We start from the raw sequence: 24,865 nt of genomic DNA, 5'->3' as shown, positions 1-24,865 counted from the left end.
GCGCTTCAGCCACCGCCGCAGCCCTTGCAAGCTATTTCCCCCCGGCGTCGTCCAGCGCCTCGCGCACCTGCTGCAACGCCGCCGGATCTTCGATTGTCGGCAGATCGCCCGGCTCGCGTCCCTCGGCGAGCGCCGCGATCGCACGGCGCAGCAGCTTGCCGGAGCGTGTCTTCGGCAGCATCGACACCACCACGACCCGCGACGGCCGCGCAATCGCGCCAAGCTGGCGGTCTACCGTCGTCGTAAGTTCGCTTTCCAGTTTGCCGCGCTTTTTCGTGTCCGCGTAAGCCTGCGCGTCACGCAGCACCACGAAGGCCATCGCCGCCTGACCCTTCACCGGATCCGTTACGCCGACCACCGCCACTTCCGCGACGGCCGCGTGGCTCGACAGCGCTTCCTCGATCTCGCGCGTGCCGAGCCGGTGGCCGGCGACGTTGATCACGTCGTCGGTACGGCCGAGGATCGTCACGTAGCCGTCTTCGTCCTGCACGCCCCAGTCGAAGGTCGAATAGACCTGCTGGTTCGGAATGCTCGACCAGTACGTGCTGACGAAGCGTTCGTCATCGCCCCATACCGTCGACATGCAACCCGGCGGCAGCGGATAGTCTAGCGTCAGCACCCCCTTTTCGCCGGGCGGGCAGGGCTCGCCGCTTAACTCGTTGCGCAGGGTCAGATTGAATCCCGCCGACGGCACGCCGGGCGAGCCAAGCCTGGTCGGCAGTTCTTCGACGCCGCGCGGAATCGCCAGCATCGGCCAACCGGTTTCGGTCTGCCAGTAGTTGTCGATCACCGGCTTGCCGAGCGCGCCGGCGATCCAGGCGGCGGTCGGTTCATCGAGCGGCTCGCCGGCGAGGAAAAGCGCGCGCAGGCTCGTCAGGTCGGCTTGCTTCAGCAGCGCCGGATCCTGCTTCTTCAGCACGCGCAAGGCGGTCGGCGCGGTGAACATCAGATTGATCCGGTGATGGGCGACGAGACGCCACCAGATGCCGCCGTCCGGACGGATCGGCGTACCTTCGTACATCACGGTGGTGAGGCCCGCGAGCAACGGCGCGTAGACGATATAGCTGTGGCCGACCACCCAGCCCACGTCCGACGCGGTGAACATCACGTCGCCCGGCTTGCCCTGAAAGATGTGCTCCATCGACGCCGCCAGCGCGACTGCGTAGCCGCCGACATCGCGTTGCACGCCCTTCGGTTTGCCGGTCGTGCCCGACGTGTACAGCACATAGGACGGCTCGTTCGATTCGAGCCACTCGCACGGCACATGGGCGTCGAAAAACTGCTCGCGCAACGGTTCGTAGGGGACGAGATAACTGGCATTGAGCCGCTCGGGCGCGAGTTGCCGGTCGATCAGCAGGACATGCGGCGTCTTGTGTTTCGCGCGGGCGAGCGCTTCGTCCATCAGCGGCGTGTAGTCGATCACCTTGCCGCCGCGCGCGCCGGCGTCGGCGGTGACGATCAGCACCGGCTTCGCGTCGTCGATGCGGGCCGCGAGATTCGGCGCCGCGAAGCCGCCGAACACCACCGAGTGAATCGCGCCGAGCCGCGCGCAGGCGAGCATCGCGAACAGGGCCTCGGGGATCATCGGCAGATAGAGCAGCACCACGTCGCCGCGCTTCACGCCGAGCGAGCGCATGACCGCCGCCATCCGGTTGACCTCGCCGTACAGTTCGGCGTAGGTGTAGCGCCGCTCGATGCCGGTTTCCGTCGACACATACACCAGCGCGTTCTGCTGCGCGCGCTCAGCCAGATGGCGGTCCACCGTGTTATGGCACAGGTTCGTGCGGCCGCCGACAAACCAGCGCGCGAACGGCGGATTCGAACGGTCGAGCACGGTGTCGAACGGCGTGTGCCAATGGATGCGCCGCGCTTCGTCGCGCCAGAATCCTTCCGGGTCTTCGATCGAACGGCGGTGGAAGTCGCGATAGCTTGTCATCTGCGGCGATCCTTCTGCTGCGTGGGTGAACGGATGTCGGGTCGTGCGGCCGTGTGGCGCGGCGCGAGAGCAGGGCGTGTATCCGCACAAGCATAGAGCAGGCGTGGCTCGGCGGACAACGCGGGTTCACCATGAGCGGTGCGGAGTGGTGTCGGAGTGGTGAAGAGTCGCGCTTCCGACAGTGCGCCATGGTCGCCGGCCTCTCGTACAGACAAAGAAAAAGGCGCCGAAGCGCCTTTTTTCACCAGACCTGCGGTCAGTCGGCCCTCACGCCTTCGCGCGCTTGCCTTCCACATCCGGCAGGAACACCGTTAGCACGCCGATCAGCGGTAGGAACGAGCAGACCTTGTAGACGTATGTGATGCTGGTGGCATCGGCCAGTTGCCCGAGCACCGCCGCGCCGATCCCGCCCATGCCGAACGCGAAGCCGAAGAAGAGGCCCGCGACCATGCCCACCTTGCCGGGGATCAACTCCTGCGCATACACGAGGATCGCCGAGAACGCCGAGGCCAGCACCACCCCGATGATCACCGTCAGCACGCCGGTCCAGAACAGATTGGCATACGGCAACAGCAGCGTGAACGGCGCCACGCCGAGGATCGACACCCAGATCACGTACTTGCGACCGATCTTGTCGCCGATCGGACCGCCGATCACCGTGCCCGCCGCGACAGCCGCGAGGAACACGAACAGATGCACTTGCGCGGCCTGCACCGGCAGATGGAACTTGTCGATCAGATAGAACGTGAAGTAGCTGTTGATGCTCGCCAGGTAGAAGTACTTCGAGAACACCAGCAGGATCAGCACGCCCATCGCGAACATGACCTTGTTGCGCGAGAGCGTGGCGTGACCGGCGACGCTGCGCGCCTTCTTCACCGAGGGATGTGCCTTGTACCAGCGGCCGATCTGCGTCAGCACGACGATCGCAACGAGCGCCGCCACCGAAAACCACGCGATGCTGCGCTGGCCGTGCGGAATCACGATCAATGCGGCGAGCAGCGGCCCGAGCGACGAACCCGCGTTGCCGCCCACCTGAAACAGCGACTGTGCGAGCCCGTGACGGCCGCCCGACGCCATGCGCGCGACCCGCGACGATTCCGGATGGAACACCGACGAACCGCAGCCGACCAGCGCGGCCGCCACCAGCAGCACGCCGAAGCTGGGCGCGACCGACATCAGCAGCAGACCCGCGAGCGTGAAGCCCATGCCGACGGGCAGGGAATAAGGCTTCGGATGCTTGTCCGTGTAACTGCCGACGAGCGGTTGCAGCAGCGACGCGGTGATCTGATAGGTCAGCGTGATCAGGCCGATCTGGCCGAACGACAATGAGAAGTTGTCTTTCAGCATCGGGTAGATCGCCAGAATCAACGACTGGATCATGTCGTTGAGCAGGTGCGAGAAGCTGATCGCGCCGAGCACGGAGTAGACCGTGCGCTGCACCTTGGCGGCGGGTTGCGCGGTGCTGCCCGCGCCGGTCCCTGTTGCTTGGCCAGCTACGGCTGGCGCGCCGGCGAGGGCGCTTTTATCGAGGCTCGTTTCCATACGCTAGATAAGTGAGAACAAAGAGAGATCTGAAGCCGCCAAGGCGCTGTTTAAGCAAGCTTTTCAACGCTGCGGCATTTCGACGCGGTGTTTTGCGTCGGCAACTATTCGTCGAAGTTTAATGTGGCCTGACCGAATTGTAAGGACAAGTTTTGTCGCGAATCGGACACGCGCTGCTGATAAGGGCCAGAGACTGTGCGCCGAAACTGGGAACCGCGCGCACCTCGACGGTGCCGGGCACGCGCGTGCTGCCATGATCGCGCGCTGCTGGCAAGTCGGCTGATATATGCCGACCGGCGATTTTTGGCCATGTATAAAACGGTCGCGGGCGCGCGGCTCACAAAGCGGCGCGTCGAGGACCGGGCGACACTTGCGGCGAAAGCCGGCCGGCATTTCGCGAGCGACGTTAAAGATCGCGGGCGTTCTTGCCGTAGACCCGGAGAGATAAGAAGCAATGCCGGAACCGACCTTTCCGGCAGTTCTAAACGTGGGGACGGGGAATATGAAAGCAGTTTCGCTGGGCAGCCAGACGGGTGCGGGATTCGTTGCGGAAGGAGAAGCGGCGGGCCAGCCGCCGCGTGGCCAGAGCAGCCGCTCGCGGGCGGTAAGGCTCAAGGGTTTGTCGGTGAAGGCGATGTTGCGCCTCGCGTTTGCCGTGCTGCTGGTCGGTACGCTGCTGATCGGCGTGTTCTCGCTGACCCAGATCAGCCGTCTGAATGCGTCCGCTCAATCCATCTACGATCAGGGGCACGTCGCCAGCCGCGCCGCGGAAGAAGCGCGCGGCTACATGCTACGTGCGAGCCGCGCTCAAAAAATGCTGCTCACCGCGACCACCGCGAAAGAGCGCGATGAACTCGGCACCGACATCGAAGCGGGCCTGAGCGGTCTCGCCGCGCAACTCGGCACGCTGCAACAGTACGTCGACACGTCCGACGCGAAGGCCGTCGATCAGCAGAAGAAATTTGCCGCTGCCGTGACGGTGTGGAGTGCGCATCTGCGCGACTTCGTGACGCTCGTGAAAGCGCAGCCGCTCGATCTCTCGCAGATGAACTGGCAGGTCGGCACGCAGGACGTGTCGATGCTGGTCGAAACCGGCAAGCTGGAAAAAATGGTCGACGACCTCGTCGCGCAGCGCGGCACGGCGGCCAAGGCGACCATCGAGGCGTCGGGATTTATTTACCACTCGTCGTTCGTGATGATCGCGGTGGCGACGCTTGGTCTGATCGTGCTCGCGTTCGGCATCAGCGAGTGGGTGGTCCGGCGCCTCGCCGGTCAGCTCGGCGGCGAGCCGGCGTATGCGAAGGAAATTGCCAGCCGGATCGCGGCGGGTGATCTGTCGATCGAGATCGCGCTCGGTCGCAAGGACAAGTCGAGCATGCTGTTCGCGCTGCACGACATGCAAAGTGGGCTCGCGACCACAGTCGCCGACATCGCGTCGAGCGCGGACGCGATTGCGACGGCATCGGGTGAGATTTCGATGGGTAATCTCGACCTGTCGCAGCGCACGGAGCAGCAGGCGATGGCACTCGAGCGCACGGCTAGCAGTATGGAGCAGTTGACGTCGACGGTGCGCCAGAACGCCGATAACGCGAAGCAGGCGAGCACGCTGGCCAACAACGCGTCGGAGATCGCGGAGAAGGGCGGCGCGGTGGTGAGCCGCGTGGTCGCGACGATGAACGATATCAACGATAGCGCGCGCAGTATCGGCGACATCATTGGGGTGATCGAAGGGATTGCGTTTCAGACCAATATTCTGGCGCTGAACGCGGCGGTCGAGGCTGCGCGGGCGGGTGAGGAAGGGCGGGGATTTTCTGTTGTCGCTGCCGAGGTGCGGAATCTGGCTCAGCGGAGCGCTGCGGCTGCCAAGGAGATCAAAGGCTTGATCAGTACTTCTGTGGAGCGCGTGAGCAATGGCTCGACCCTGGCTCAGGACGCCGGACAAACCATGGACGAAGTGGTCAAGGCGGTGAAGCGCGTGACCGACATCATGGGCGAGATTTCGGCGGCTTCTTCCGAGCAAAGCGCGGGGATCGAAGAGATCAACCTTGCCGTGACGCAGATGGATTCCGGGACGCAGCAGAACGCGGCGTTGGTGGAGCAGGCGACGGCGGCGGCCAGGTCGTTGGACGATCAGGCGCGAGGTCTGAAGGCGATGGTCGGGAAGTTCAGGTTGTGAGTTTGGGGGTTTTTGCCTTGGCGGGTGGGATTGTTTTGGGATGCTTAGGGTGTTGGCCTTTCCTTGTTTTGCTGGTGGTCTATTAGCGTTGCCCCTGTGCGGGGCGGCACCTACTTCTCTTTGCCGCCGCAAAGAGAAGTAGGCAAGAGAAAGCGGCTCACACCGCTAATTCTTAAGCGGGTCTCTCGCGCAGTCGCGGTAGTGGCGCATCTGGAATCCGTGTTCTCGCACACTCCGCGTAAGTGACAAGGGACTCATTCTTCCCGCCTCGCGCTGCGCGCTAGTCGGAGCGGTCTGCCTGAAAACCAGTGGGTGCGCATGCGCGCTGTGGGGCTATCAGCTTTGCCCTGGTTTTGGTGGGTGAAAGAAGACGAGCTGCCGAATTTTCTGCATGGCTTTAGCCTGCCGTTCAGCATCTTAAATTTCGGATCGCAAACTATTGAAAATCCGAAAATAGCCAGTGCGATTGCGTGCCGAACGACCACGACGGCGCGCGCAGCGCCGCCGGAAGAATGACGGCTTTGTCACTTACGCGGAGTGTGCGAGAACACGGATTCCAGATGCGCCACTACCGCAACTGCGCGAGAGACCCGCTTAAGAATTAGCGGTGTGAGCCGCTTTCTCTTGCCTACTTCTCTTTGCGGCGGCAAAGAGAAGTAGGTGCCGCCCCGCACAGGGGCAACGCTAATAGACCACCAGCAAAACAAGGAAAGGCCAACCACTTAGAAATCCGAACAACTCACCCAGCCTTCCGAACTTCAGGCGTAACAACAACAGTACAAGTAATCCCGGCAGCCAACACAACATCTTCCGGCACGGAATCAATCCTAACCCGCACAGGCACGCGCTGCGCCAACCGCACCCAATTAAAAGTAGGATTCACATCGGCGAGCAATTCGCGGCTTTCCGGATTGTCGCGGTCATAGATGCCACGAGAAATACTTTCGACGTGCCCTTGCAGCGTGCCACCGCTCATCAACCGAACTTCAGCCTTATCCCCGACCCGCACATGAGGAAGCTTGGTCTCCTCAAAGTATCCATACACCCAGAACGAGTGACTATCGACAATCGCCAGCTTGGCCGAACCCGCCGTCGCATAATCGCCGCGAAACACGCTGAGGTTGGTGACATACCCATCAACCGGCGACACCACCCGCGTCCGCGAAAGATTCAACTTGGCCGCATCCAGAGCCGCCAAAGCTTGCTGATAGGAAGCCTCCGCAGCCGAAGCCGTATGAGTCGCATTCTCCCGGCTCTCCTTGGACACAACCAAAGCATCCATATCCGCGCGCCGCTGCGCATCATCGCGCTTCATCTGCAATTCGGCCTTTCGCGCCGCCACCGCAGCCTGCGCCTGCTCAACCGCAATCTCATAGTGCGACGGATCGATCTGCATCAGCAGATCGCCCTTCTTCACCAGTTGATTGTCCTTCACAGGCAGATCCACAACCGCGCCGGAAACATCCGGCGCGACATTCACGATCTCGGCGCGCACGCGCCCATCGCGTGTCCACGGTTCATCCATGTAATGAACCCACAGCACGCGTCCAATCAAAATCGCGACGATAAAAATGACGGCTGTCGCGACGAAGCCCACAAGATTTCGGATGGTCATGTTTCGACTCTGATCAACGATAAACGGCGAGACCCAGCACGCCGCACACACACACGAGCAAGCTGGCCCGGAACAAGGACGGATGCCACACCACGCGATACAAACCCGTATAGGCGATCACGCGGTCCAACATCCAGGTGAGCGCGGCGCCTGCGATAAACAGCAGTACGATGGCCGGCACGTAGGCGTCGAAAACGGCGATATCACGTGGCATGAAGAACTCCTTCTGACGCGTCGGCACGTCCGCTCATCAGCGGTTCAAGCGGCGATTGCGGATCGAGCAGCGCGGTACGAATGAAATGCAGTTGACTCAAAATGCGTTGCAGCCGATGCCGCTCTTCACGCGGCGGCGTGAAAGCGGCCAGCATCTGCTGGACGGCAGCGATGGCATCGGAGGTCGCGGCCAGCGCGCGGTCGAAGCGCTCTTCACGCGGCCGCTCGAAGAGCGCGGCCAGTGCATCGCGCATTGAACGCAACGCGACACGCCACGGCATCGACCGGGCATAGCGCGCGTCGGCGGGTAGCGCCGCCACTTCGCGGCGCAGGTCGATCATCGCGTTGCCCACTTCGAGCACCGAGAAGAGCCAGCGCAAGGTGTCGCGTTTGAGTTCGGGCTCGTGCTGAGCGAGCGCATTGATCTGGAACATCAGATCGCGCGCGCCGCTCTCGAAGCGCGACCTTACGCGGCGCAGGCCCGCGCGGCTCGCCAGCACGACCTGGCGGCGCAGATCCACCAGCAGGCGGTTGCGCAGCCACGGCGTCGAAGGCGGCAGCAGCACGGCGAACGCGATCGACGACACCAGCATCGACAGCACCAGCGCCATCGCATCGTTCATGAACGCGCTCGGGTCGTAGTGAATCACGTTGTCTGGTCCGGCAAGAAAGCAGAAGAAGATGCAGTAGCCAACGCCATAGCCGGCCAGCGCGGGACGCGTCGTCATGAACACGCCGAGCAGCAGGAACGGCGTGAGCGCGGCGCACAGCAGCGGAAAGCCGTCGATGTGCGGAAATACACCGTACACCGCGATCATGCCCATCACCGTGGCGACCAGTGTGCCGCCGGCCATCTGGAAGGCGGTGCGCTTCGGATTCGGCGATGACGACGCCAGCGCGCAAATCGCCGCGGCATTCAGCGTCAAGGTCGAGCCGCTCGGCCACGCGGTCGCGATCCAGAACGCGCCGAGCGCCATCATCACGATGGCGGCGCGCACGCCCGCGACGCCCGCCGCGATCGCATTCGTCTTCGGTTCGTAACGCTCGATCCAGCGCTCGCGCTCGTGCGTATCGACGGCAAGCGACGCGTAGGTGGCCGCGTACGCATGCAGATCGTCGATGAAGCGGTACAGCAGTTCGGCACCGGTGTCGAAGTCGAGCAGCGGCGCCTCGGGATGCGTTTCCAGTTCCGCGCGCGTCGCGCGCACCCGCTTGGGCAACTCGGCTTTGTAGGCTTCGAGTTGCGCGGCGGCATGCGCGGCATCGGCGGCGCTCAGCACGGGTTCGCCGGACTTCGCGAGCAGCGGGGCGATTTCCTTGAAGTACGGCTCGAGCGCGTCGATCGCGGTGGCCGCGCCGCTGGTGTTCGTGTTGCGCAAGCGGTTCATCAACTGATGCAGCGCGTGAAAGCGCGTCGACGCGGTCATGAACTCGCTGTTCAGACGCGCGAGACGGCCGCCGCGCATGCGCGAAGTGGGGCCTTCGAACACGGCCACGCTGCGCGCCGCTTCGAAACCGACGATGTCGGCGACAAAGCGCGCGTTGGTCGCTTCGATCTGCGCGCGGTCGTTGCGGCCGGCAAGCGACGCCGACACATACTCGACGAACGCCGAGAACCGCGCGCGCACGGTGCCGCGGATCTGCAAGCCGGCGTACTGCGGAAACACGAGGCCGCTCACCGCGCCCGCGCAGACGATGCCGACCACCACTTCCGCCACCCGCGTGAGGGCGCTCAGAAACGCGCCGTCCGGATGTTGCGAGGCGGGAATGCCGATCAGCGCGGCGGTATAGCCGGCCAGCACGAAACCGTACGAGCGGAAGTTGCGGTTGCGTGCGGCGCCGGCGGTGCAAATGCCGACCCAGATGGCGGTCGTGACGATGAACAGTTCGGGCTGCTGCGCGAACAGGCCGATCAACGCGAGCATCACGACGAGACCGACGAGCGTGCCGCAGATCCGGTAGAAGCTTTTGGCGAACACCATGCCGCTTTGCGGCTGCATCACGATGAATACGGTGGTCATCGCGGTGCGCGGCTGCGGCAGGTCGAGCTTCATTGCGACGCCGAGCGCGAGGAAGCAGGCGGCGAGCGCTTTGAAGAGGTAGATCCACGTGAGGCCGTCGTTGCGGGCCCAGTCGGCGGCGGCCGCGTAGAACGCGGCGAACTTCGCTGTAAACGCCGACCGCGACGCGGAAGCAGGGGAGGCGGACATGATCAGCTTCCTGACTTGGCCGACCGGGCAGCAGCGTTAGTGCTCGCCGACGCGTTTGCGGGTGTCGATCCAGCGCGCGAATTCGCCGATGTCGTTGGCGACGTGGACAGAGTGTTCGAGTTCGCCGCCGCATTCGCCGACATTGACCCAGCGCTCGACTTCACCGCCCCGTTCGACGACTTCGATCCGGCACCCGAACTCGCCGACGTGTTCGCCGGCAAAACGCCAACGGCCGAACCCGCTGCCACTTTCCCCTTCCCATGCGCCGCCAGCGTCTCATTCGCCTGCGGACCGTTAGCCGGGTCGTCGAGTCCCCCGCCCAACGCCGTCACCAGCGACGCATGCGCGCCCAGCCGCTCGGCCTGAATCTTCGCCACGCCTTCCTGCGCGCGCAGCAACTGGTTCTGCGCGATCAGCACGTTCAGATAATCGGTCAGGCCGCGCCGATATCCTTCGCGCGACAAATCGTAATTCTTGCGCGCCGCCGCGACCGAACGGTCGGCATCCTCGGCCTGCGTGGCGAGCGAACGGATGCGGATCACCTGATCGGAAATGTCCTTGAGCGCGCCGACAATCGACTGGTTATAGCTCTCGACGGCTTCGTCATAGCCCGCCGACGCCGCGCCGAGTTGCGAACGCAGCCGTCCGCCATCGAGGATCGGCAGCGACAGCGCCGGCCCCGCGCTCCAGCTATGCGACGGACTCTTCAGGAACTGGAACAGCGGCCCCATCGCCGCATAACCGCCGATCGACGCCAGCAGGTTGATGTCCGGGTAGAAGTCCGCCTTGGCGACATCGATGCCGCGCGCTTGCGCCGCGACCGTCCAGCGCGCCGCGACCACGTCCGGCCGATGGCCGATCAGGTCCGCGGGTAACGCGCTCGGCAGGCCGGCAGGCCCCATCTCGAGCGACAGGCTCGGGCGCTGGATCGAATCGCCCGCGCCCGGACCCTTGCCGGCCAGCGCGGCCAGCTGGTTGCGGCCGAGCGCGATCTTTTCTTCGATTTCGTCGATCTGGCGTTCGTATTCCGGCAGCGGCGTTTCGGCCTGGCTCACTTCGAGCTGCGTGCCGATGCCGCCTTTCAGACGCCGGTTGGCCAGATCCACGATCTGCTGCTGTTGCTGCAAGGTGGCTTTGGCGATGTCGAGCAGCGCGTAGTTCAGCGACATCTCGATATAGGTGCGCACCACGTTGCCTTCCAGTTCGAGCTGGGCAGCGCGCGCATCCGCCGAACTCGCGTGCGCGGCGTCGAGAGCGCGCTCGGCGGCGTTCTTGTCCTTGCCCCAGATGTCGAGGTGATACGACAGGCCGAGCGTGCCAGTGTTGTTCCACGATTGCTCGCCGGCCAGCGGGCCCGGGCCGTAGTAAAGATTGTCGGCCCACTTCTGGCGCTGGATCGACAGGCTGCCGTTGACTTGCGGCGACAGCGCCGAGCGGGCTACGCCGGCCATCGACATGGCTTCGCGCACGCGCGCCTGGGCGGCGGCGAGGCTGGGGTTGCCCGTTTGCGCCTCTTCGATCCACTGGTTCAGTTGCGGATCGTTATAGGCGCGCCACCAGTCGACCGCGGGCCATTGGGCGTCCGCATTGGCGGCGCGGATCGCGTTGCCCGCGTCGAGCGAAGCGGGTTCGATTCCGCTGGCCTGCGGCGCGACGCCTCCGGTACTTGCACAGCCGGCGATTGTTAATAGGATCGTAAGAACCGCGGCTGCGGCGATCCCTTTCTGTACCGGAGACTGCACGATTTCCTCCAAAATTGACTATAGAAGCATGTGCGTCATTATATTTTTTGATTGATTGGGGAATAACCGGTAAAGATGCAAGGCATTTTTACGAGATATGAGACAATCGCCTTTGCGAATCGTGTAACAATCGCTTCCGGATACAAGGGAAAGTTATGGATACGCTTCAAAACATGCGCGTATTTGTCCGTGTCGTCGAAGCGGGCAGCTTCACGGGCGCCGCGCAGCATCTGAATACGACCACGGCCTACGCGTCGCGCGCGGTGTCCGATCTGGAAGCGCATCTGCGCACGCGCTTGTTGAACCGCACCACGCGCCGCATCGCGTTGACCGAGGCCGGCGAGCGCTACCTGCAACGCTGCGAGCAGATCCTCGCGTACGTGGACCAGGCGGAAGCCGAGGCGAGCGACGCCCACGCCCGCCCGTCCGGCAAGCTGAAGGTCCACGCCATGACGAGCTTCGGCCAGCACTATGTGGTGCCGGCCGTCGGCCGCTATCAGGACCGTTACCCGGACGTGCAAATCGAATTGACGCTGGCGCAGCGCATGCCCGATCTGCTCGACGAAGGCTTCGACGTATCGCTCACGCTCGCCACCGGTCTGCCGGATTCGGGGCTGGTGTCGCAAAGGCTCGGTAGCGCGTTCAGCATTGCTTGCGCGTCGCCTGCCTATCTGGAGCGGCACGGCGTGCCGCAAACGCCGGCGGACCTCTCGCGCCACGCGTGTCTGCAAATGGTCACGCCGGTGTTCCCGACCGACAAGTGGACTTTCGACGGCCCGAACGGTGAGGAAACCATCGCCCTTGGCGCGACCACGTTTCAGGTGAACGTGGCCGAAGCCATGGCGGTCGCCGTGTCGAGCGGCATGGGCGTCGGGCTGATTCCGATCTACTCGGCGATCAGTGGTTTGCGAAAGGGCGAACTCGTTTGGCTGCTGCCGGAATACACGTCGCAGGAAATGAATCTGTACGCGTTGTACCCGTCGCGGCAGTACCTGGACGCCAAGATTCGCACGTGGGTCGAATTCCTGCGCGACGAATTGCCCGCCACGCTGGCCGCCGACCAGGAGGAGTTGCGCGAGTTCGCGCGGACCTGAAGCCTCGCCGCGCGAGGGTTCCGAGGATTGTCGACGGTCGCCGGAGTTGGCGCGAGCGCCTGTTACATAACTGCCGCGTCGCAACATTTCCTTACTTCTGCCGCGCGGTCGATTTGCTAACGTGTCGCTTATGCGCTGTGGTCCTGCACCTCGCGCACCGGACGCGTTGAATTCGCCGCCGTTCGGCAAATCGCTACAAATCGCAACGACAGAAGGACGAGGGATTCATGGATACGCATCTGATGATCGGCGTGGCCGTCATGTTTGGCTTGATCGGGATTGCCGCGTCGCGCGATTTGCTGCGCCGGCTGCGCGAACAGCAGCCGCAACTGGTGCCGGTCAAGGTCGAACGCCCGGATTTGCAGGGGCAGCGGCGCGATCGTTGAGATTCGACGCAGCGCCTCGCTAGCGGGCAGCCTGTTTTTTGTCCTTGGGGTATTGGGGGTGACGCGGGCTCACGTCCCTCGCTTACGTTGAGTTCTGTGTACGGCGATTGGGCGCTTAAGCCTTGACCCGCCGTGGTTCACCCGCCTTCCGCGCCCCTATCAGGCGCTCAAATTCAGCTTACTGCTGCGATCAGACCCGGCTCGTCGTTCAGCGTGCGGTCCACTTCGTGGCTCACTCTATGCCAACGAAAGCGCGCGGCGGCGATGCCGGCGGTGCGCGTCAACTGCTCAAGTTCATCGAGCGCCAATTCAGGGTCTAGCCAGTGGCGCGCCGCGTCCGGTGCGAATGCCAGCGGACGGCGGTCGTGCACATCGACGAGGCCCGCGTCGGCGACGGCCGTCACGATCACCATCCCCATGCCTTCCGTTTGCGGTTCAGTGCCGCGCACGCTTGAGAGCGCCGCGAGATACATGGGCGCGTCGCTCTTCAAATGCACGAAGTAGGGCTGGCGGCCTGACGGCTCGTCTGGTCTGTCCTTACGATCCTCGATGGTGGACACGGCCGCGGTTTCCATGCGCCACTCGAACCAGCCGTCTGCCGGCACCAATACCCGTCCGGTTTTCCACAGCCCCTTGAAGTAGCGCCCGTTCGGCGCCGCGTCGGCGCGTGCATTGATCGTCTGCGGCAGATGCTGTTCGCGCGCCCAGTCAGGGCAATAACCCCAGTGGATCGCGTGCACCGTTTGATCCGGGTAGATGGCGAGCGGGTGGGTGCCGGGCGCGAGGTTGTAGCCGGGACGGCGGTCGGCGGAATCGAAGAGCATGAGCGGGTCGGCGAGGCCGAGGTGCTCGGCGTAGAAACGCGGCTCGCGATACTGGCTGATTCGACCACACATGAGCGACCTCCGGGGACGACCGGCCTGGGTTTCGATCACCGCGGCTGGATAACCGCGATTCGACAACCTACGACAGCGTAGTGCGTGCTGTGCGGGCGCGCTATTCAGATCGGCCCCAAGGCGGCAACTATGCCGAGGGACTCGAGTCGGCCCGAGTGGCTCTAAGCGGATCCAATCCATGCCGATTCAAGCCAAGCGGATTTAAGCGAAGCCGACCCGAGCAACGCCGCACCGGCCAAGCCGAACCCAGCCCAGCCGAACCCAGCCCAGCCCAGCCGTCCCGAGCGATCAGCGGCGCCAAGTCGTGCGCGCCCCAAGCCACCTCAAGCGACCGCTAAATCTCGACGACCTTATCCCACGCAAAAAGCGGATTCTCCAACTGGCCAGTACGCCGGTCGCGATAGCCGCGCGGATTGCAGACCACGCGCGTGCCGTTCACGCTGTAGTCGAACGGCGTATGAGTATGCCCATGAATCCACAGCGCGACAGGCGGCCCCACGAGGTCCGGCAAGTGATTGACGAAGCCCGCCGACACGAGGTCTTGTGCATAGCGCTCGGCCAGACTCAGCCGATGCGGCGCGTGATGCGTGACAACAATCGTCTTGCCGCCGAACGGTTTGGCCAGCTCGCTTTCGAGCCAGGCGCGCGCTTGCCGGTGCAACGCGAGCGAGTCGCCGGGCGTGAAGTCGCGCGTGGCGTCGTGGGTGTCGTGCGGCCAGTTCATCTGGATCAGTCCGCGGAAGTCGAGCATCGCCTTTCGCGACGCCTCGATCGATTCGGCGAGCATGTCCGGATCGTTTCCGTACAACGCGAAGTCGGTCCACAGGGTCGTGCCGAGCACGCGCCACCGGCCTTGCGGGTCGACCAGCGCGGCGTTGTTCAAAACGTGCACGTTATCAACCTGCGCTGCCGCGTCATAAAGCGCGGCGTCAAGCGCGCCGAACTCGCCGTCGTAGTACTCGTGATTGCCGGGCACGTAGACCACCGGCACGGAGCCGTCGAAAGTTTGCGCGGCCCAGCGCGGTCCGGCCGCGTGATTGTGGATGTCGCCGGCCAGCACGATCAGATCCGCCTGCGCATGCGGAATCAGCTCGGGCTCGTCGTTCTCCAGATGTAGATCGGACAGCACTCGAATCTTCACGACCACGACTCCTGCAATGGCCTCCGCAGGGGACGCGGAGCTTCAGACGTTAGCGTAGCACCTTGCCAGGATTCATCAGATTCAGCGGGTCGAGCGCATGTTTGACGGTTCGCATCAACCGCACCTCGACGTCCTGCTTGTAGTGCATCGCCTCGTCGATCTTCAACTGGCCGAGCCCGTGTTCCGCGCTGATGCTGCCGCGATGCCGGTGCACGCTGTCGTAGACGATCCGGTTGATCGGGCTCTGGTATTGCCTGAGGAACGCTTTCGCGTCGCCGCCCTCGGGCGCCTGCACGTTGTAGTGCAGATTGCCGTCGCCGAGATGGCCGAACGTCACCATGCGCGCGCCGGGCACGGCCCGCGCGATCGCCGCGTCGGTTTCCTCGATGAAGTGGCCGATACTCGAGATCGGCACCGCGATATCGTGCTTGATGTTCAGGCCTTCCTCGGCCTGGGCGAGAGGAATGTGTTCACGCAGATTCCAGAACGCCCGCGACTGGCTGAGATTTTCCGCGACCACCGCGTCTTGCACCAGGCCGCTTTCGAGCGCCGTCTCCATCAGACGCTCGAACAGTTGGCGCGCGTGCTCCTCGCTTTCGCTGTCCGACAGTTCGAGCAGCACGACTTGCGCGTGCGGCTCGGCGAACGGATAGCGCATCTGCTCGAAATGCCGGCCGACCAGCCGCAGGCAGAAATCGGACATCAATTCGAAACCGGTTAACAGCGGCCCGGCGGCACCCTGCGTGAGCGACAAAAAGTCGAGCGCGGCATGCGGCGACGCGAGCGCGGCGAGCGCCGTGACGCGCGCGGCCGGTTGCGGATGCAACTTGAGCACGGCGGCGGTGATGATGCCGAGCGTGCCTTCCGCGCCGATGAACAGGTCACGCAGATCGTAGCCGGTGTTGTCCTTGCGCAGTCCGCGCAGGCCGTCCCACAGTTCGCCTTGCGGCGTGACCACTTCGAGCCCGACGCACAACTCGCGGGCGTTGCCGTAGCGGAGTACGCCGGTGCCGCCCGCATTGGTGGCGAGATTGCCGCCGATCGTGCAACTGCCTTCGGCGGCAAGGCTCAAGGGGAAGAGGCGGCCGGCCTCGTCGGCGTGCTTCTGCACTTCGGCGAGAATCACGCCGGCTTCGACCGTGATCGTATTGTTGTGCGGATCGATGTCGCGCACCCGGTTCAGACGCCGCAAGCTGATGACCGCCTGCGCGCCGCTTGCGTCCGGCGTGGCGCCGCCGGCGAGGCCCGTGTTGCCGCCTTGCGGAACCAGCGCGATGCGATGCTCGACGGCGAGCTTCACGAGTGCCGCGACTTCGTCAGGTGTGGCCGGGCACAGCACCGCGCACGCCGCGCCGGTGTAGCGGCGGCGCCAGTCGGTCAGATACGGGGCGGTGTCATGCGGATCGGTCAGCACCTGCGCGGTGCCGACGGCGTCGCGGCAGGGGGCGAGGAAAGCGGTTTGGGTCATGTCGGTCGGTCAGCGTATTCGGGCGGAAATGTCGGGCGAGGTGGAGCGTTTTTTGTCAGCCGGACGGATTGGCGTGATTTGCCGGCTCGCTTCCGGCGTGATTGGCTGGCTGAATTTCGGGCCGAATTGCAGCCTGCTTTGCTGCTCGTTTCGCCGCGCGTTTGAACGGCGCGACGTAGGCCAGCGAGCAGACGAAGAAGACCACGGAGAGCACGGCTTCCAGCCAGCCGAGCCCTGCGCTCGGCCCGCGGTCGCTCCAGCCACGCACAATGCCTTCGGCAAAATACAGCAGGATCAGCATCGACGCCCATTGCAGCGTATAGAGCCGATGCCGCCAGACGCCAGGCAATGCGAGCAGCAACGGCACCGCCTTGAGCACAAGCGCCGAACCGCCGGGACGCAGCGGCGCGAGCCACCATTCCCACACGACGGACACGACGATCAGCGCAACCAGGGTCGTGGTGGCGCCGAGCGCGGCGGCGCGATTTCGCGGCACGGGCGGAGCGGCTGGAGGCGTGGGCGCCTGCGTTGCGGTGCCGGTGTTCGGCGCGGCGGCCGGTTGCGCTTGCGGCTCGTTCACGGCCTTTCACTCATGGATGCCGCCGTGCGCGCGACGCGCGCGCCGAGCGCGATGGCGAGCGTCTTCTCGTCCGCGGAGATACCATGTTCGGCGCTGCCCGCGCGCGCGAAATGCGACGCGCCGTACGGCGTGCCGCCGGTTTGCGTGGTGCTCAATGCGCTCTCCGTGTACGGAATACCGACGATCAGCATGCCGTGATGCAGAAGCGGCAGCATCATGGAGAGCAGGGTGGATTCCTGGCCGCCGTGCAAACTGCCGGTCGACGTGAACACGCAAGCGGGTTTGCCGGCAAGCGCACCGGACAGCCACTGCGGCGTGGTGCCGTCGAGAAAATATTTCAGCGACGCGGCCATGTTGCCGAAGCGGGTAGGCGAACCGAGCGCGAGACCGGCGCAATCTTCAAGGTCGCGCAGTTCGACGTAGGGCGGCCCCTCGGCGGGAATATCGGGCTGGGTCGCTTCGCAGACGGTGGACACCGCCGGCACCGTACGCACGCGAGCCTGCATGCCGGGAACGCTGTCGACGCCGTGCGCGATCGCCAGCGCGAGCTCGCGCGTGGCGCCGTGACGGCTGTAATAGAGCACGAGAATGTCTTTCATAGGCCTCATCGGTGAACGGGTATTATAGGGGCTGGGTCCGCTCCACAGGCCGCCCATAGCCATTCGGCCAGGTCTCGCGCGCGGTCCTGTCATACCGGTGCATGCAGCAAGGAGGTGGGGTTTGTTGTCCAGGGTGCGTTTCGATCTCGACACGCTCAAACGGCTCGCGCAATTTGCCGCGCAGCGCAGTAGCGAAGACCGCATTCCGCAGGTGGCCGGCAGCCTCACGTTCACCACCATGCTCTCGCTCGTGCCGCTCGCGACGGTCGCGTTCGCGCTGTTCACCGCGTTTCCGATCTTTGCTTCGTTCCAGATGTCGCTGCAGATTTTTCTTGCCGACCATCTGATGCCCGCGCAGCTCAACAGTCAGATTTTTAACTATCTGAATCAGTTTGCGTCGAAGGCGAAGGGCCTCACGACCATCGGCATGATCTTTCTGTTCGTCACCGCCGTGATGACGATGATGACGGTCGAATCCGCTTTCAACGTGATCTGGCGCGTGCGCAAAGCGCGGCCTATCGCGCAGCGCATCCTGGTGTACTGGGCGATCATCACGCTCGGGCCGATTCTGATCGGCGTGAGTTTGTCGATATCGTCGTATCTGTTCACGCAGTCCATGACCTTCACGGCGGCGCAGCGCATGACGCCCGTCATCGAGTGGGCGCTCGCGGGCGCGGCGCTGCCGCTCACCGCGCTCGCCTTCACGATTCTCTATGTCTACCTGCCGCATTGCCGCGTGGAATGGCGCGACGCGGTGATTGGCGGCGTGACCGCGGCGATCGCCTTCGAACTGGCGAAGCGCGGCTTCGGCTATTACGTGCGGCGCATTCCGACCTACACCGCGGTGTACGGCGCCTTCGCGGCCGTGCCGCTATTCCTGGTGTGGATGTATCTGTGCTGGTTCATTACGCTTGCCGGCGCGATGATCGCGTCCGCGTTGCCGGCCATTCGCATCGGCCAGTTTCATCGGCCCACCTTCGAGGGCAGCAATCTGTTCGACTCGCTCGAACTGCTCGCGCGGCTCTCGGAAGCGCGTGAGGCCGGCAAGCGCGGCTACACCGTACCCGAACTTTCGCGAATGCTTCGACGCGATATGGACACCACCATCAACCTGCTGCAGAAACTCGAGGAGATCGAATGGATCGCGCGTTTGCAGGAGGACGGCATGCGTCCGCACTTCCTGTTGCTGGCGAATCCGGCGCAGATCACGGTTGAGCGCCTGTTCGAGCTGTTCGTGATCGACCGCGCCGAACTCGAGTATCAGCTGCAACTGGCGTCCACCCGCGTGGATGGCCAGATGCTGCTGGCGGCGCTGGAAAACGACAAGCTGAAAGTCACACTCGCCGCGTTGATGACCGCGCGCGCGACCGCTCGTGCGGCGCCTGCCGAGCAGAGCGAACCCGGCACACCTTCCATGCCGCATCAGGCGGCTTGAGTCGCGTGGAATGCGTACTGTCGGCGCTGAAAACCAGCGCATTGCTACAGCGAAATCTTGCCGACGCAGATGTCCTTGAACATCACCCAGTCGCCCATCAGGCTGTAAAGCGGATGCCGGAAGGTAGCCGGCCGGTTCTTCTCGAAGAAGAAATGCCCGACCCAGGCGAAGCCGTATCCGCAGATCACGGCGGCGGGCAGCCATAACCAGTCGCCAGTGGCGAGCGCCATGGCGAGACAGCCGATCACGCCGAGCGATCCCACGAAATGCAGCCGCCGCGAGACCGTGTTGCGATGCTCGCTCAGATAGTACGGATAGAACTCCGCGAAACTCGCGAAGTGATCGGTGTGCGCGGTTTGAGCCATCACGGCCTCCGGATTGCGACGCTTCTCGATGCTTCGGCGCGTACGAATATGCAGATGCACGCGCTCGAAAACAGGACAGGCTTGGCCCATTGTGCGGCTATCGGCCGACGCGCGCAACCTGGCCATTCGGCCGATGGCGCGCCACTCTTCGCGCGGTTATCGTGACGGCTCGTGACGTTTATCGGACCTCGCGGGGCGTTCTGGAAGCGAAGCCGAAGAGGGCGTCGAGCGTGGCGTCGGGTTGCTCGGACATGAGCGCGTGACCGGCTTCGAGCGTGACCGTGTCGACCGGTACGCCCGCCTGCGCCAGGGCGCCCGCAAGTGCTTTGGCGGCGCGCGGCGGCGTCATCGCATCGCGCCGGCCGACGATCAGGCGTACGGCGCAGCGCACCTGCGCGGCGCGGGCGAGGCCGTCCGCGTAGCTGTTGCAGGCGGCGAAGTCGGTGTGGAACAGGTTCGGCTCGCCGCTTGCCGAGACACGCTCCATCAAACGCTGGTTCATGCCGTGCAGCCAGAAGCCGGGGCCGGGGAAGGACGGTTTGGCTGCGAAGGTCGAATGCGACCATTGATTGACCATGGCGATCGCTTCGGGCTCACGGTGCAAGGCGGCGTCGAGCAGCGCGTCGGAGACGGCCATCGGAATCGCCGTGGCAAGCAGGGCGAGATGCGTTGCCCGCTCCGGATAGCGGCCCGCGAAGTCGAGCGCGATCAGCGAGCCCATGCTGTGGCCGGCCACGAAGGCGCGTTGCACACCGGCGGCATCGAGCAGCGCGGCCAGCCAGTCGGCCATGGCCGGCACCGCGGTCATAGCCGGGCCCGCGCTGCGGCGGTGGCCGGGCAGATCGACGGCCAGCACACCAAAGCCGTGATGCGCGAAGTAGCGGGTTTGCAGCGCCCACACGCTGTGATCGTGCTCGGCGCCGTGGAGGAAGACGGCGGTCGGCAGGTTCGCATCGAACGCTTTGCCGCCGGTGTACGCGTAGGCGGGTTTGCCTTGAACGGTCAGGATCATGCTGACTCCGGGCGGGGTTGGGCGGCTGAGCCGTCACGCGGCGCGCTCGTCGCGCTCGCTTTCTGTGCGGCTTTCAACGCGCGCTTGAGGTCGTCGATCAGATCGTCCGGGTCTTCAAGGCCGATCGAGAGGCGGATCGTACCTTCGGCGATGCCGGCCGCGGCGAGCGCGGCGGCGTCCATGCGAAAGTGCGTGGTCGATGCGGGATGGATCACCAGCGAGCGCGCGTCGCCCACGTTCGCGAGATGCGAGAACAGCGAGAGCGCCTCGATGAAACTGCGCCCGGCGGCGCGGTCGCCGCGCAGATTGAAGCTGAACACCGCGCCGGCGCCGCGCGGCAGCAGGCGCTTCGCAAGGGCGTGATCCGGGTGCGTGGGCAACTCCGGATAGGCGACCGATTCGACTGCCGCGTGACCGGCCAGGAATTCGACCACGCGGCGTGTATTGGCAACGTGCCGCTCCATCCGCAATGGCAGCGTTTCGATGCCTTGCAGCAGTTGCCACGCGGCCTGTGGATGCAGGCAGGCGCCGAAGTCGCGCAGGCCTTCGCGGCGTGCTCGCAGAAGGAACGGCGCGACGGTGCTTTCCTCGCTGAACACCATGCCGTGAAAGCCGTCGTAAGGCTCGGTGACTTCGGGAAAACGCCCGGAGGCTTCGAAGTCGAACGTGCCGCCGTCCACCAGCACGCCGCCGATCGTCGTGCCATGGCCGCCGAGAAATTTGGTCGCTGAGTGATATATGAAGTCCGCGCCGTGTTCGAACGGTCGAAGCAGATAAGGCGTGGTGAACGTCGAGTCGACCAGCAGCGGCACGCGGTGCTCATGCGCGATCTGCGCCACGGCGGCGATATCGAGCACGTCGAGGCCCGGATTGCCGAGTGTTTCGCCGAACAGCAACCGCGTATTCGGACGCAGCGCGGCGCGCCACGCGTCGAGGTCGCCGGGCTTGACGAAGGTCGTCTCGATACCGAAGCGCCGCAACGTGTAGTGCAGCAGATTGTGCGAGCCGCCGTACAGCGCGCTGGAGGCGACGATGTGTGAGCCCGCGCCCATCAGTGTGGCGATGGCCAGATGCAAAGCCGCCTGGCCGCTCGCCGTGCCGATCGCGCCCGCGCCGTTTTCCAGCGCGGCGACGCGTTCCTCGAACACGGCCACGGTCGGGTTCGAGATGCGTGAGTACACGTGACCGGCGCGCTCCATATTGAAGAGCGCCGCGGCGTGGTCCGAGTCGCGGAACGAAAACGAGGTAGTCTGGTAAATCGGCGTGGCGCGCGCGCCGGTTGTCGGGTCGGGAGCAGCGCCGGCGTGCAGCGCAAGCGTGTCGAAACGGTTGGCGGACATGCTGGACGGCGAGGCCACGGACGGCCTCGCGAATGGTGAAAGTGGCGGCCATCCTATCACCGGCATGCGGCGCTTCAAGCGCGGTTTTCCCGATGCGGGTGCGCGCGCAAGCACCGCTTCGAACCGGCGAACGCCCGCTGCGCCTTGGTGGGCGGGCCGCTTTCCTTTTATGGGTCTTTCCGCTAGGATCGAAAAACATCGATGCTTTACCAGCTTAGCGGGCACTACGGGAGACAGATCATGCGAGTCAGCGACATTCTCAAAGTCAAAGGCAATACCCTATTCACGGTCACGCCGGATACCACGCTGCACGACGCAGTCAATGCCATGGCCGAACACGACATCGGCTCGCTGGTGGTGATGGAGTACGGCGACCTCGTCGGCATGCTCACATTCCGCGAAATCATGCTGACGCTGAGCAAGAATGGCGGCAGCGTCGGAACTTCCACGATCCGCAAGGTGATGGACGACCATCCTCTCACCTGCACGCCGGAAACGGACGTCAACGAGGTCCGCCGCATGATGCTCGAGCATCACGTGCGTTATCTGCCGGTGCTGGAAAGCCGCACGCTAATGGGCGTGATTTCGTTCTACGACGTCGCCAAGGCAGTGGTCGAAGAGCAGGGCTTCGAAAACCGCATGCTTAAGGCCTACATCCGCGACTGGCCGGAAGAACAGCAGGAACAGCAGCCGGCGCGTTAAGGCGCGGCGATTCACTGCGACGCGCTGGTCGTTGCTGTGAGCGCGAAAAGGCAGTCGAGGCGCGCGCGAAAGCGTGCGCTTTTTTTGTGTCCGGCGCTGGGTTCAGCCTCAGTTGCAGTTTGCTGTCCAGTTCGGTGGCCGGCTCGACGCCGAGGCCGGTGCGAGCGCGCGCAATGGATTTGCAGTCCGGCACCGCGCGCCGCCCGGCGACCCGCCCACACGCAACACCGTGCATGGCACTTTCTTCCATGTCGTTCTTCCAGCCTGTGTTTGGAATTCCATGAGCGATCGTCCGTTACCTGCTGCCCGCCGCGCTGCCCGTCAACACGAGGCGCACGAATCCCAGTTCCGGCTGCTCAGTCAGCGCCGTTTCGCGCCGTTTTTCTGGACCCAGTTCCTCGGCGCGATGAACGACAACGTGTTCAAGATCGGCTTCACGTCGCTTGTCACGTATCAGGCGGCGCGCTTTTCCGGAGTCGATCCGAAAACGGCGGCGTTCCTGATCTCGGCCATTTTCATTCTGCCGTTCGTGCTGCTGTCGGCCACTTCCGGCCAGATCGCCGACAAGTACGACAAGGCGATGCTCACGCGCTTCGTCAAAAGTTTCGAAATCGTCGTGATGCTGGTTGGCGGCGCGGGTTTCTGGCTGCATAGCGCGCCGCTTCTGTACCTGTGCACGTTTCTGATGGGCGTGCATTCCACCGTGTTCGGGCCGGTCAAATACTCCTATTTGCCGCAGCATCTGTCGAAGTCGGAACTGGTGGGGGGCAATGGCATGGTCGAAATGGGCACCTTCGTGGCGATCCTGATCGGTACGATCGTCGGCGGGGTGGGCGCGGGTTTTGTCGAACATGGCGCGGTGGTGCTGGCTTGCGCGTGCGTCGCGATCGCGCTGGTGGGGCGCGTGGTGTCGAGCTTTGTGCCGGCCACGCCGGCGCCGCAGGCCGATTTGCGCATCAACTGGAATCCGGTCAGCGAGACGTGGCGCAACCTCAAACTGGCGCACGAGAATCGCACCGTGTTTCTGAGTCTGCTCGGGATTTCCTGGTTGTGGTTCGTCGGCGCGATTTTCCTGTCGTCGTTTTTCAGTTTCGCGAAGAACGTGCTGTCCGCCGATCCGGACGTCGTGACGGTGCTGCTCGGCACCTTCTCGATCGGCATCGGCCTCGGCTCGCTGATGTGCGAAAAGCTCTCGAAGCGGCGCATCGAAATCGGGCTCGTGCCGCTCGGTTCGATCGGCATGAGCGTGTTCGCGATCGACCTGTTTTTCGCCAGCCACGCGTTGCCGCTGCCGGGACATCTGCTGAGCGTCGGCGAGTTCATTCTGCGGCCCCCGCACTGGCGAGTGCTGGCCGATCTGTTCCTGCTCGCCATGTTCGGCGGCTTCTACAGCGTGCCGCTGTATGCGCTGATCCAGAGCCGCAGCCAGCCGAGCCACCGTGCGCGCATCATCGCGGCGAACAATATCCTGAACTCGCTGTTCATGATCGTCTCGTCGCTGATGGCCGTCGCTCTGACTTCTGCGGGCTTCAGCATTCCCGCGATTTTCCTCGTCACCGCGCTCCTCAACATCGTGGTGGCGACGTATATCTACTCGCTGGTGCCGGAGTTTCTGCTGCGCTTCATCGCATGGGTGCTGGTGCACACGTTCTACCGGATTCGCCTCGTCCATGCCGAGCGCATTCCGGAAGAGGGCGCGGCCGTGCTGGTCTGCAATCACGTGAGTTTCGTCGACGCGATCGTCATCATGGCCGAGAGCCCGCGGCCGATCCGTTTCGTGATGGACCATCAGATCTTCAAATCGCCGTTCGCCGGCTGGGTGTTCCGTCACGCCAAAGCGATTCCGATCGCGCCCGCGCATCAGGATCCCCAACTGCTGACGCGCGCCTACGAGCGCTGCGCGCAGGCGCTCGCGGAGGGCGATCTGGTCTGCATCTTCCCGGAGGGCAAGCTGACCAGAACCGGCGACATGAATCCGTTCCGTCATGGCGTCACCGAGATCATCCGGCGCACGCCGGCGCCGGTCATTCCCATGGCGTTGCGCGGCCTGTGGGGCAGCGTGTTTTCGCGCGCGGGCGACGCGCGCTGGCCGCGGCCGATCCAGAAGGGCGTCATGAGTCGCCTGACGCTGGCGGTGGGCGAGCCGATCGAGCCGGCGTTGGCGACGCCGGAGAAGTTGCAGCAGATCGTCACCGAGTTGCGCGGAGCACGGAAATAGCGTGACCACGGCGCTGAAGCCCGCCAACGGCGTCACGGAAAACGAAAGATGCCAGCGCGGGCGGGGCTCGGGTGAAAGGTGGTGAAATGCCGGCGCCGGCCAGGCGTAGATTGCCCGGCCAGGCTGTGCGCAATATCGGCGCAGAAATTTCCGACTCGCGATGTTTTGCGTTCCCGCAGCCTGAGTGACTTGGGC

The 24,865-nt window shown here is 64.3% G+C and carries 21 protein-coding genes; 7 read left to right on the top strand and 14 right to left on the bottom strand.

Annotation, left to right across the window (positions count from 1 at the left end; all coding sequences use genetic code 11):
* Positions 1 to 31: 31 nt before the first annotated feature.
* Both B0G81_RS19605 and B0G81_RS19600 read right to left on the bottom strand, forming a co-directional pair.
* The gene (locus B0G81_RS19605; protein ID WP_134138058.1) at positions 32 to 1,936 is read right to left on the bottom strand and encodes a propionate--CoA ligase; all 1,905 of its coding nucleotides are present in this window, start codon (positions 1,934 to 1,936) and stop codon (positions 32 to 34) included.
* A gap of 267 nt (positions 1,937 to 2,203) precedes the next feature.
* Entirely contained in the window at positions 2,204 to 3,478 is a 1,275-nt protein-coding gene (locus tag B0G81_RS19600; RefSeq protein WP_134138057.1) for an MFS transporter, read from the bottom strand.
* 502 nt (positions 3,479 to 3,980) lie between these two features.
* Between B0G81_RS19600 and B0G81_RS19595 the strand changes: the two genes are divergently transcribed.
* The gene (locus B0G81_RS19595; protein WP_116117830.1) at positions 3,981 to 5,654 is read left to right on the top strand and encodes a methyl-accepting chemotaxis protein; all 1,674 of its coding nucleotides are present in this window, start codon (positions 3,981 to 3,983) and stop codon (positions 5,652 to 5,654) included.
* 360 nt (positions 5,655 to 6,014) lie between these two features.
* The gene (locus tag B0G81_RS43735; RefSeq protein ID WP_166679039.1) at positions 6,015 to 6,170 is read left to right on the top strand and encodes a hypothetical protein; all 156 of its coding nucleotides are present in this window, start codon (positions 6,015 to 6,017) and stop codon (positions 6,168 to 6,170) included.
* A 223-nt stretch (positions 6,171 to 6,393) separates the two neighbouring features.
* On the opposite strand, the gene B0G81_RS19590 is transcribed toward B0G81_RS43735, so the two are convergent.
* Genes B0G81_RS19590 through B0G81_RS19575 form a run of 4 tightly spaced genes read right to left on the bottom strand, consistent with a single transcriptional unit; the run spans position 6,394 to position 11,434 of the window.
* The gene (locus B0G81_RS19590) at positions 6,394 to 7,269 is read right to left on the bottom strand and encodes an HlyD family secretion protein (protein WP_106286389.1); all 876 of its coding nucleotides are present in this window, start codon (positions 7,267 to 7,269) and stop codon (positions 6,394 to 6,396) included.
* Between the two features lie 13 nt (positions 7,270 to 7,282).
* Positions 7,283 to 7,483, bottom strand: a complete 201-nt coding sequence (locus B0G81_RS19585; RefSeq protein ID WP_106286390.1) for a DUF1656 domain-containing protein — start codon at positions 7,481 to 7,483, stop codon at positions 7,283 to 7,285.
* Positions 7,473 to 9,692 carry an FUSC family protein gene (locus tag B0G81_RS19580; protein ID WP_134138056.1) on the bottom strand — a complete coding sequence of 740 codons (2,220 nt, stop codon included), beginning with the start codon at positions 9,690 to 9,692 and terminating at the stop codon, positions 7,473 to 7,475. The genes B0G81_RS19585 and B0G81_RS19580 overlap by 11 nt, the downstream gene beginning before the upstream one ends.
* A gap of 2 nt (positions 9,693 to 9,694) precedes the next feature.
* The gene (locus tag B0G81_RS19575) at positions 9,695 to 11,434 is read right to left on the bottom strand and encodes an efflux transporter outer membrane subunit (RefSeq protein ID WP_134138055.1); all 1,740 of its coding nucleotides are present in this window, start codon (positions 11,432 to 11,434) and stop codon (positions 9,695 to 9,697) included.
* Positions 11,435 to 11,589: 155 nt separating this feature from the next.
* On the opposite strand from B0G81_RS19575, the gene B0G81_RS19570 reads away from it, so the two are divergent.
* A complete protein-coding gene (locus B0G81_RS19570) occupies positions 11,590 to 12,528 on the top strand; it encodes a LysR family transcriptional regulator (protein WP_106286393.1) in 939 nt (312 codons plus the stop codon).
* A 227-nt stretch (positions 12,529 to 12,755) separates the two neighbouring features.
* Entirely contained in the window at positions 12,756 to 12,914 is a 159-nt protein-coding gene (locus B0G81_RS43730) for a hypothetical protein (RefSeq protein WP_166679038.1), read from the top strand.
* 173 nt (positions 12,915 to 13,087) lie between these two features.
* On the opposite strand, the gene B0G81_RS19565 is transcribed toward B0G81_RS43730, so the two are convergent.
* The 5 genes from B0G81_RS19565 to wrbA form a co-directional block, all read right to left on the bottom strand.
* Complete coding sequence (locus B0G81_RS19565; protein WP_134138054.1) at positions 13,088 to 13,810, bottom strand: SOS response-associated peptidase; 723 nt, start codon at positions 13,808 to 13,810, stop codon at positions 13,088 to 13,090.
* Between the two features lie 334 nt (positions 13,811 to 14,144).
* On the bottom strand, positions 14,145 to 14,951 hold the full coding sequence (locus tag B0G81_RS19560; protein WP_134138053.1) for a metallophosphoesterase: 807 nt from the start codon (positions 14,949 to 14,951) through the stop codon (positions 14,145 to 14,147).
* Between the two features lie 49 nt (positions 14,952 to 15,000).
* Positions 15,001 to 16,419 carry an FAD-binding oxidoreductase gene (locus B0G81_RS19555; RefSeq protein ID WP_134138052.1) on the bottom strand — a complete coding sequence of 473 codons (1,419 nt, stop codon included), beginning with the start codon at positions 16,417 to 16,419 and terminating at the stop codon, positions 15,001 to 15,003.
* A gap of 55 nt (positions 16,420 to 16,474) precedes the next feature.
* Complete coding sequence (locus tag B0G81_RS19550) at positions 16,475 to 16,999, bottom strand: DUF2069 domain-containing protein (RefSeq protein WP_134138051.1); 525 nt, start codon at positions 16,997 to 16,999, stop codon at positions 16,475 to 16,477.
* Positions 16,996 to 17,598 carry an NAD(P)H:quinone oxidoreductase gene (gene wrbA / locus B0G81_RS19545; protein WP_106309597.1) on the bottom strand — a complete coding sequence of 201 codons (603 nt, stop codon included), beginning with the start codon at positions 17,596 to 17,598 and terminating at the stop codon, positions 16,996 to 16,998. The genes B0G81_RS19550 and wrbA overlap by 4 nt, the downstream gene beginning before the upstream one ends.
* Positions 17,599 to 17,719: 121 nt before the next feature.
* On the opposite strand from wrbA, the gene B0G81_RS19540 reads away from it, so the two are divergent.
* Positions 17,720 to 19,033 carry a YihY family inner membrane protein gene (locus tag B0G81_RS19540; protein ID WP_208328545.1) on the top strand — a complete coding sequence of 438 codons (1,314 nt, stop codon included), beginning with the start codon at positions 17,720 to 17,722 and terminating at the stop codon, positions 19,031 to 19,033.
* 44 nt (positions 19,034 to 19,077) lie between these two features.
* Here B0G81_RS19540 and B0G81_RS19535 read toward each other — a convergent pair whose 3' ends face one another.
* The 3 genes from B0G81_RS19535 to B0G81_RS19525 form a co-directional block, all read right to left on the bottom strand.
* The gene (locus B0G81_RS19535) at positions 19,078 to 19,398 is read right to left on the bottom strand and encodes an Mpo1-like protein (protein WP_012433756.1); all 321 of its coding nucleotides are present in this window, start codon (positions 19,396 to 19,398) and stop codon (positions 19,078 to 19,080) included.
* 178 nt (positions 19,399 to 19,576) lie between these two features.
* Positions 19,577 to 20,410, bottom strand: a complete 834-nt coding sequence (locus B0G81_RS19530; RefSeq protein ID WP_134138050.1) for an alpha/beta hydrolase — start codon at positions 20,408 to 20,410, stop codon at positions 19,577 to 19,579.
* Positions 20,407 to 21,750 (bottom strand): O-acetylhomoserine aminocarboxypropyltransferase, encoded by a 1,344-nt coding sequence (locus tag B0G81_RS19525; protein WP_134138049.1) that lies wholly within the window; start codon positions 21,748 to 21,750, stop codon positions 20,407 to 20,409. The genes B0G81_RS19530 and B0G81_RS19525 overlap by 4 nt, the downstream gene beginning before the upstream one ends.
* A 240-nt stretch (positions 21,751 to 21,990) precedes the next feature.
* On the opposite strand from B0G81_RS19525, the gene B0G81_RS19520 reads away from it, so the two are divergent.
* Together B0G81_RS19520 and B0G81_RS19515 are read left to right on the top strand one after the other, a co-directional pair.
* Entirely contained in the window at positions 21,991 to 22,452 is a 462-nt protein-coding gene (locus B0G81_RS19520) for a CBS domain-containing protein (RefSeq protein ID WP_012433753.1), read from the top strand.
* 280 nt (positions 22,453 to 22,732) lie between these two features.
* Positions 22,733 to 24,670 (top strand): MFS transporter, encoded by a 1,938-nt coding sequence (locus B0G81_RS19515; RefSeq protein WP_134138048.1) that lies wholly within the window; start codon positions 22,733 to 22,735, stop codon positions 24,668 to 24,670.
* Positions 24,671 to 24,865 lie beyond the last annotated feature (195 nt).

Source organism: Paraburkholderia sp. BL6665CI2N2 (assembly GCF_004366535.1).
GTDB lineage: Bacteria > Pseudomonadota > Gammaproteobacteria > Burkholderiales > Burkholderiaceae > Paraburkholderia.
This window is presented reverse-complemented; position numbering and strand designations above follow the sequence as displayed.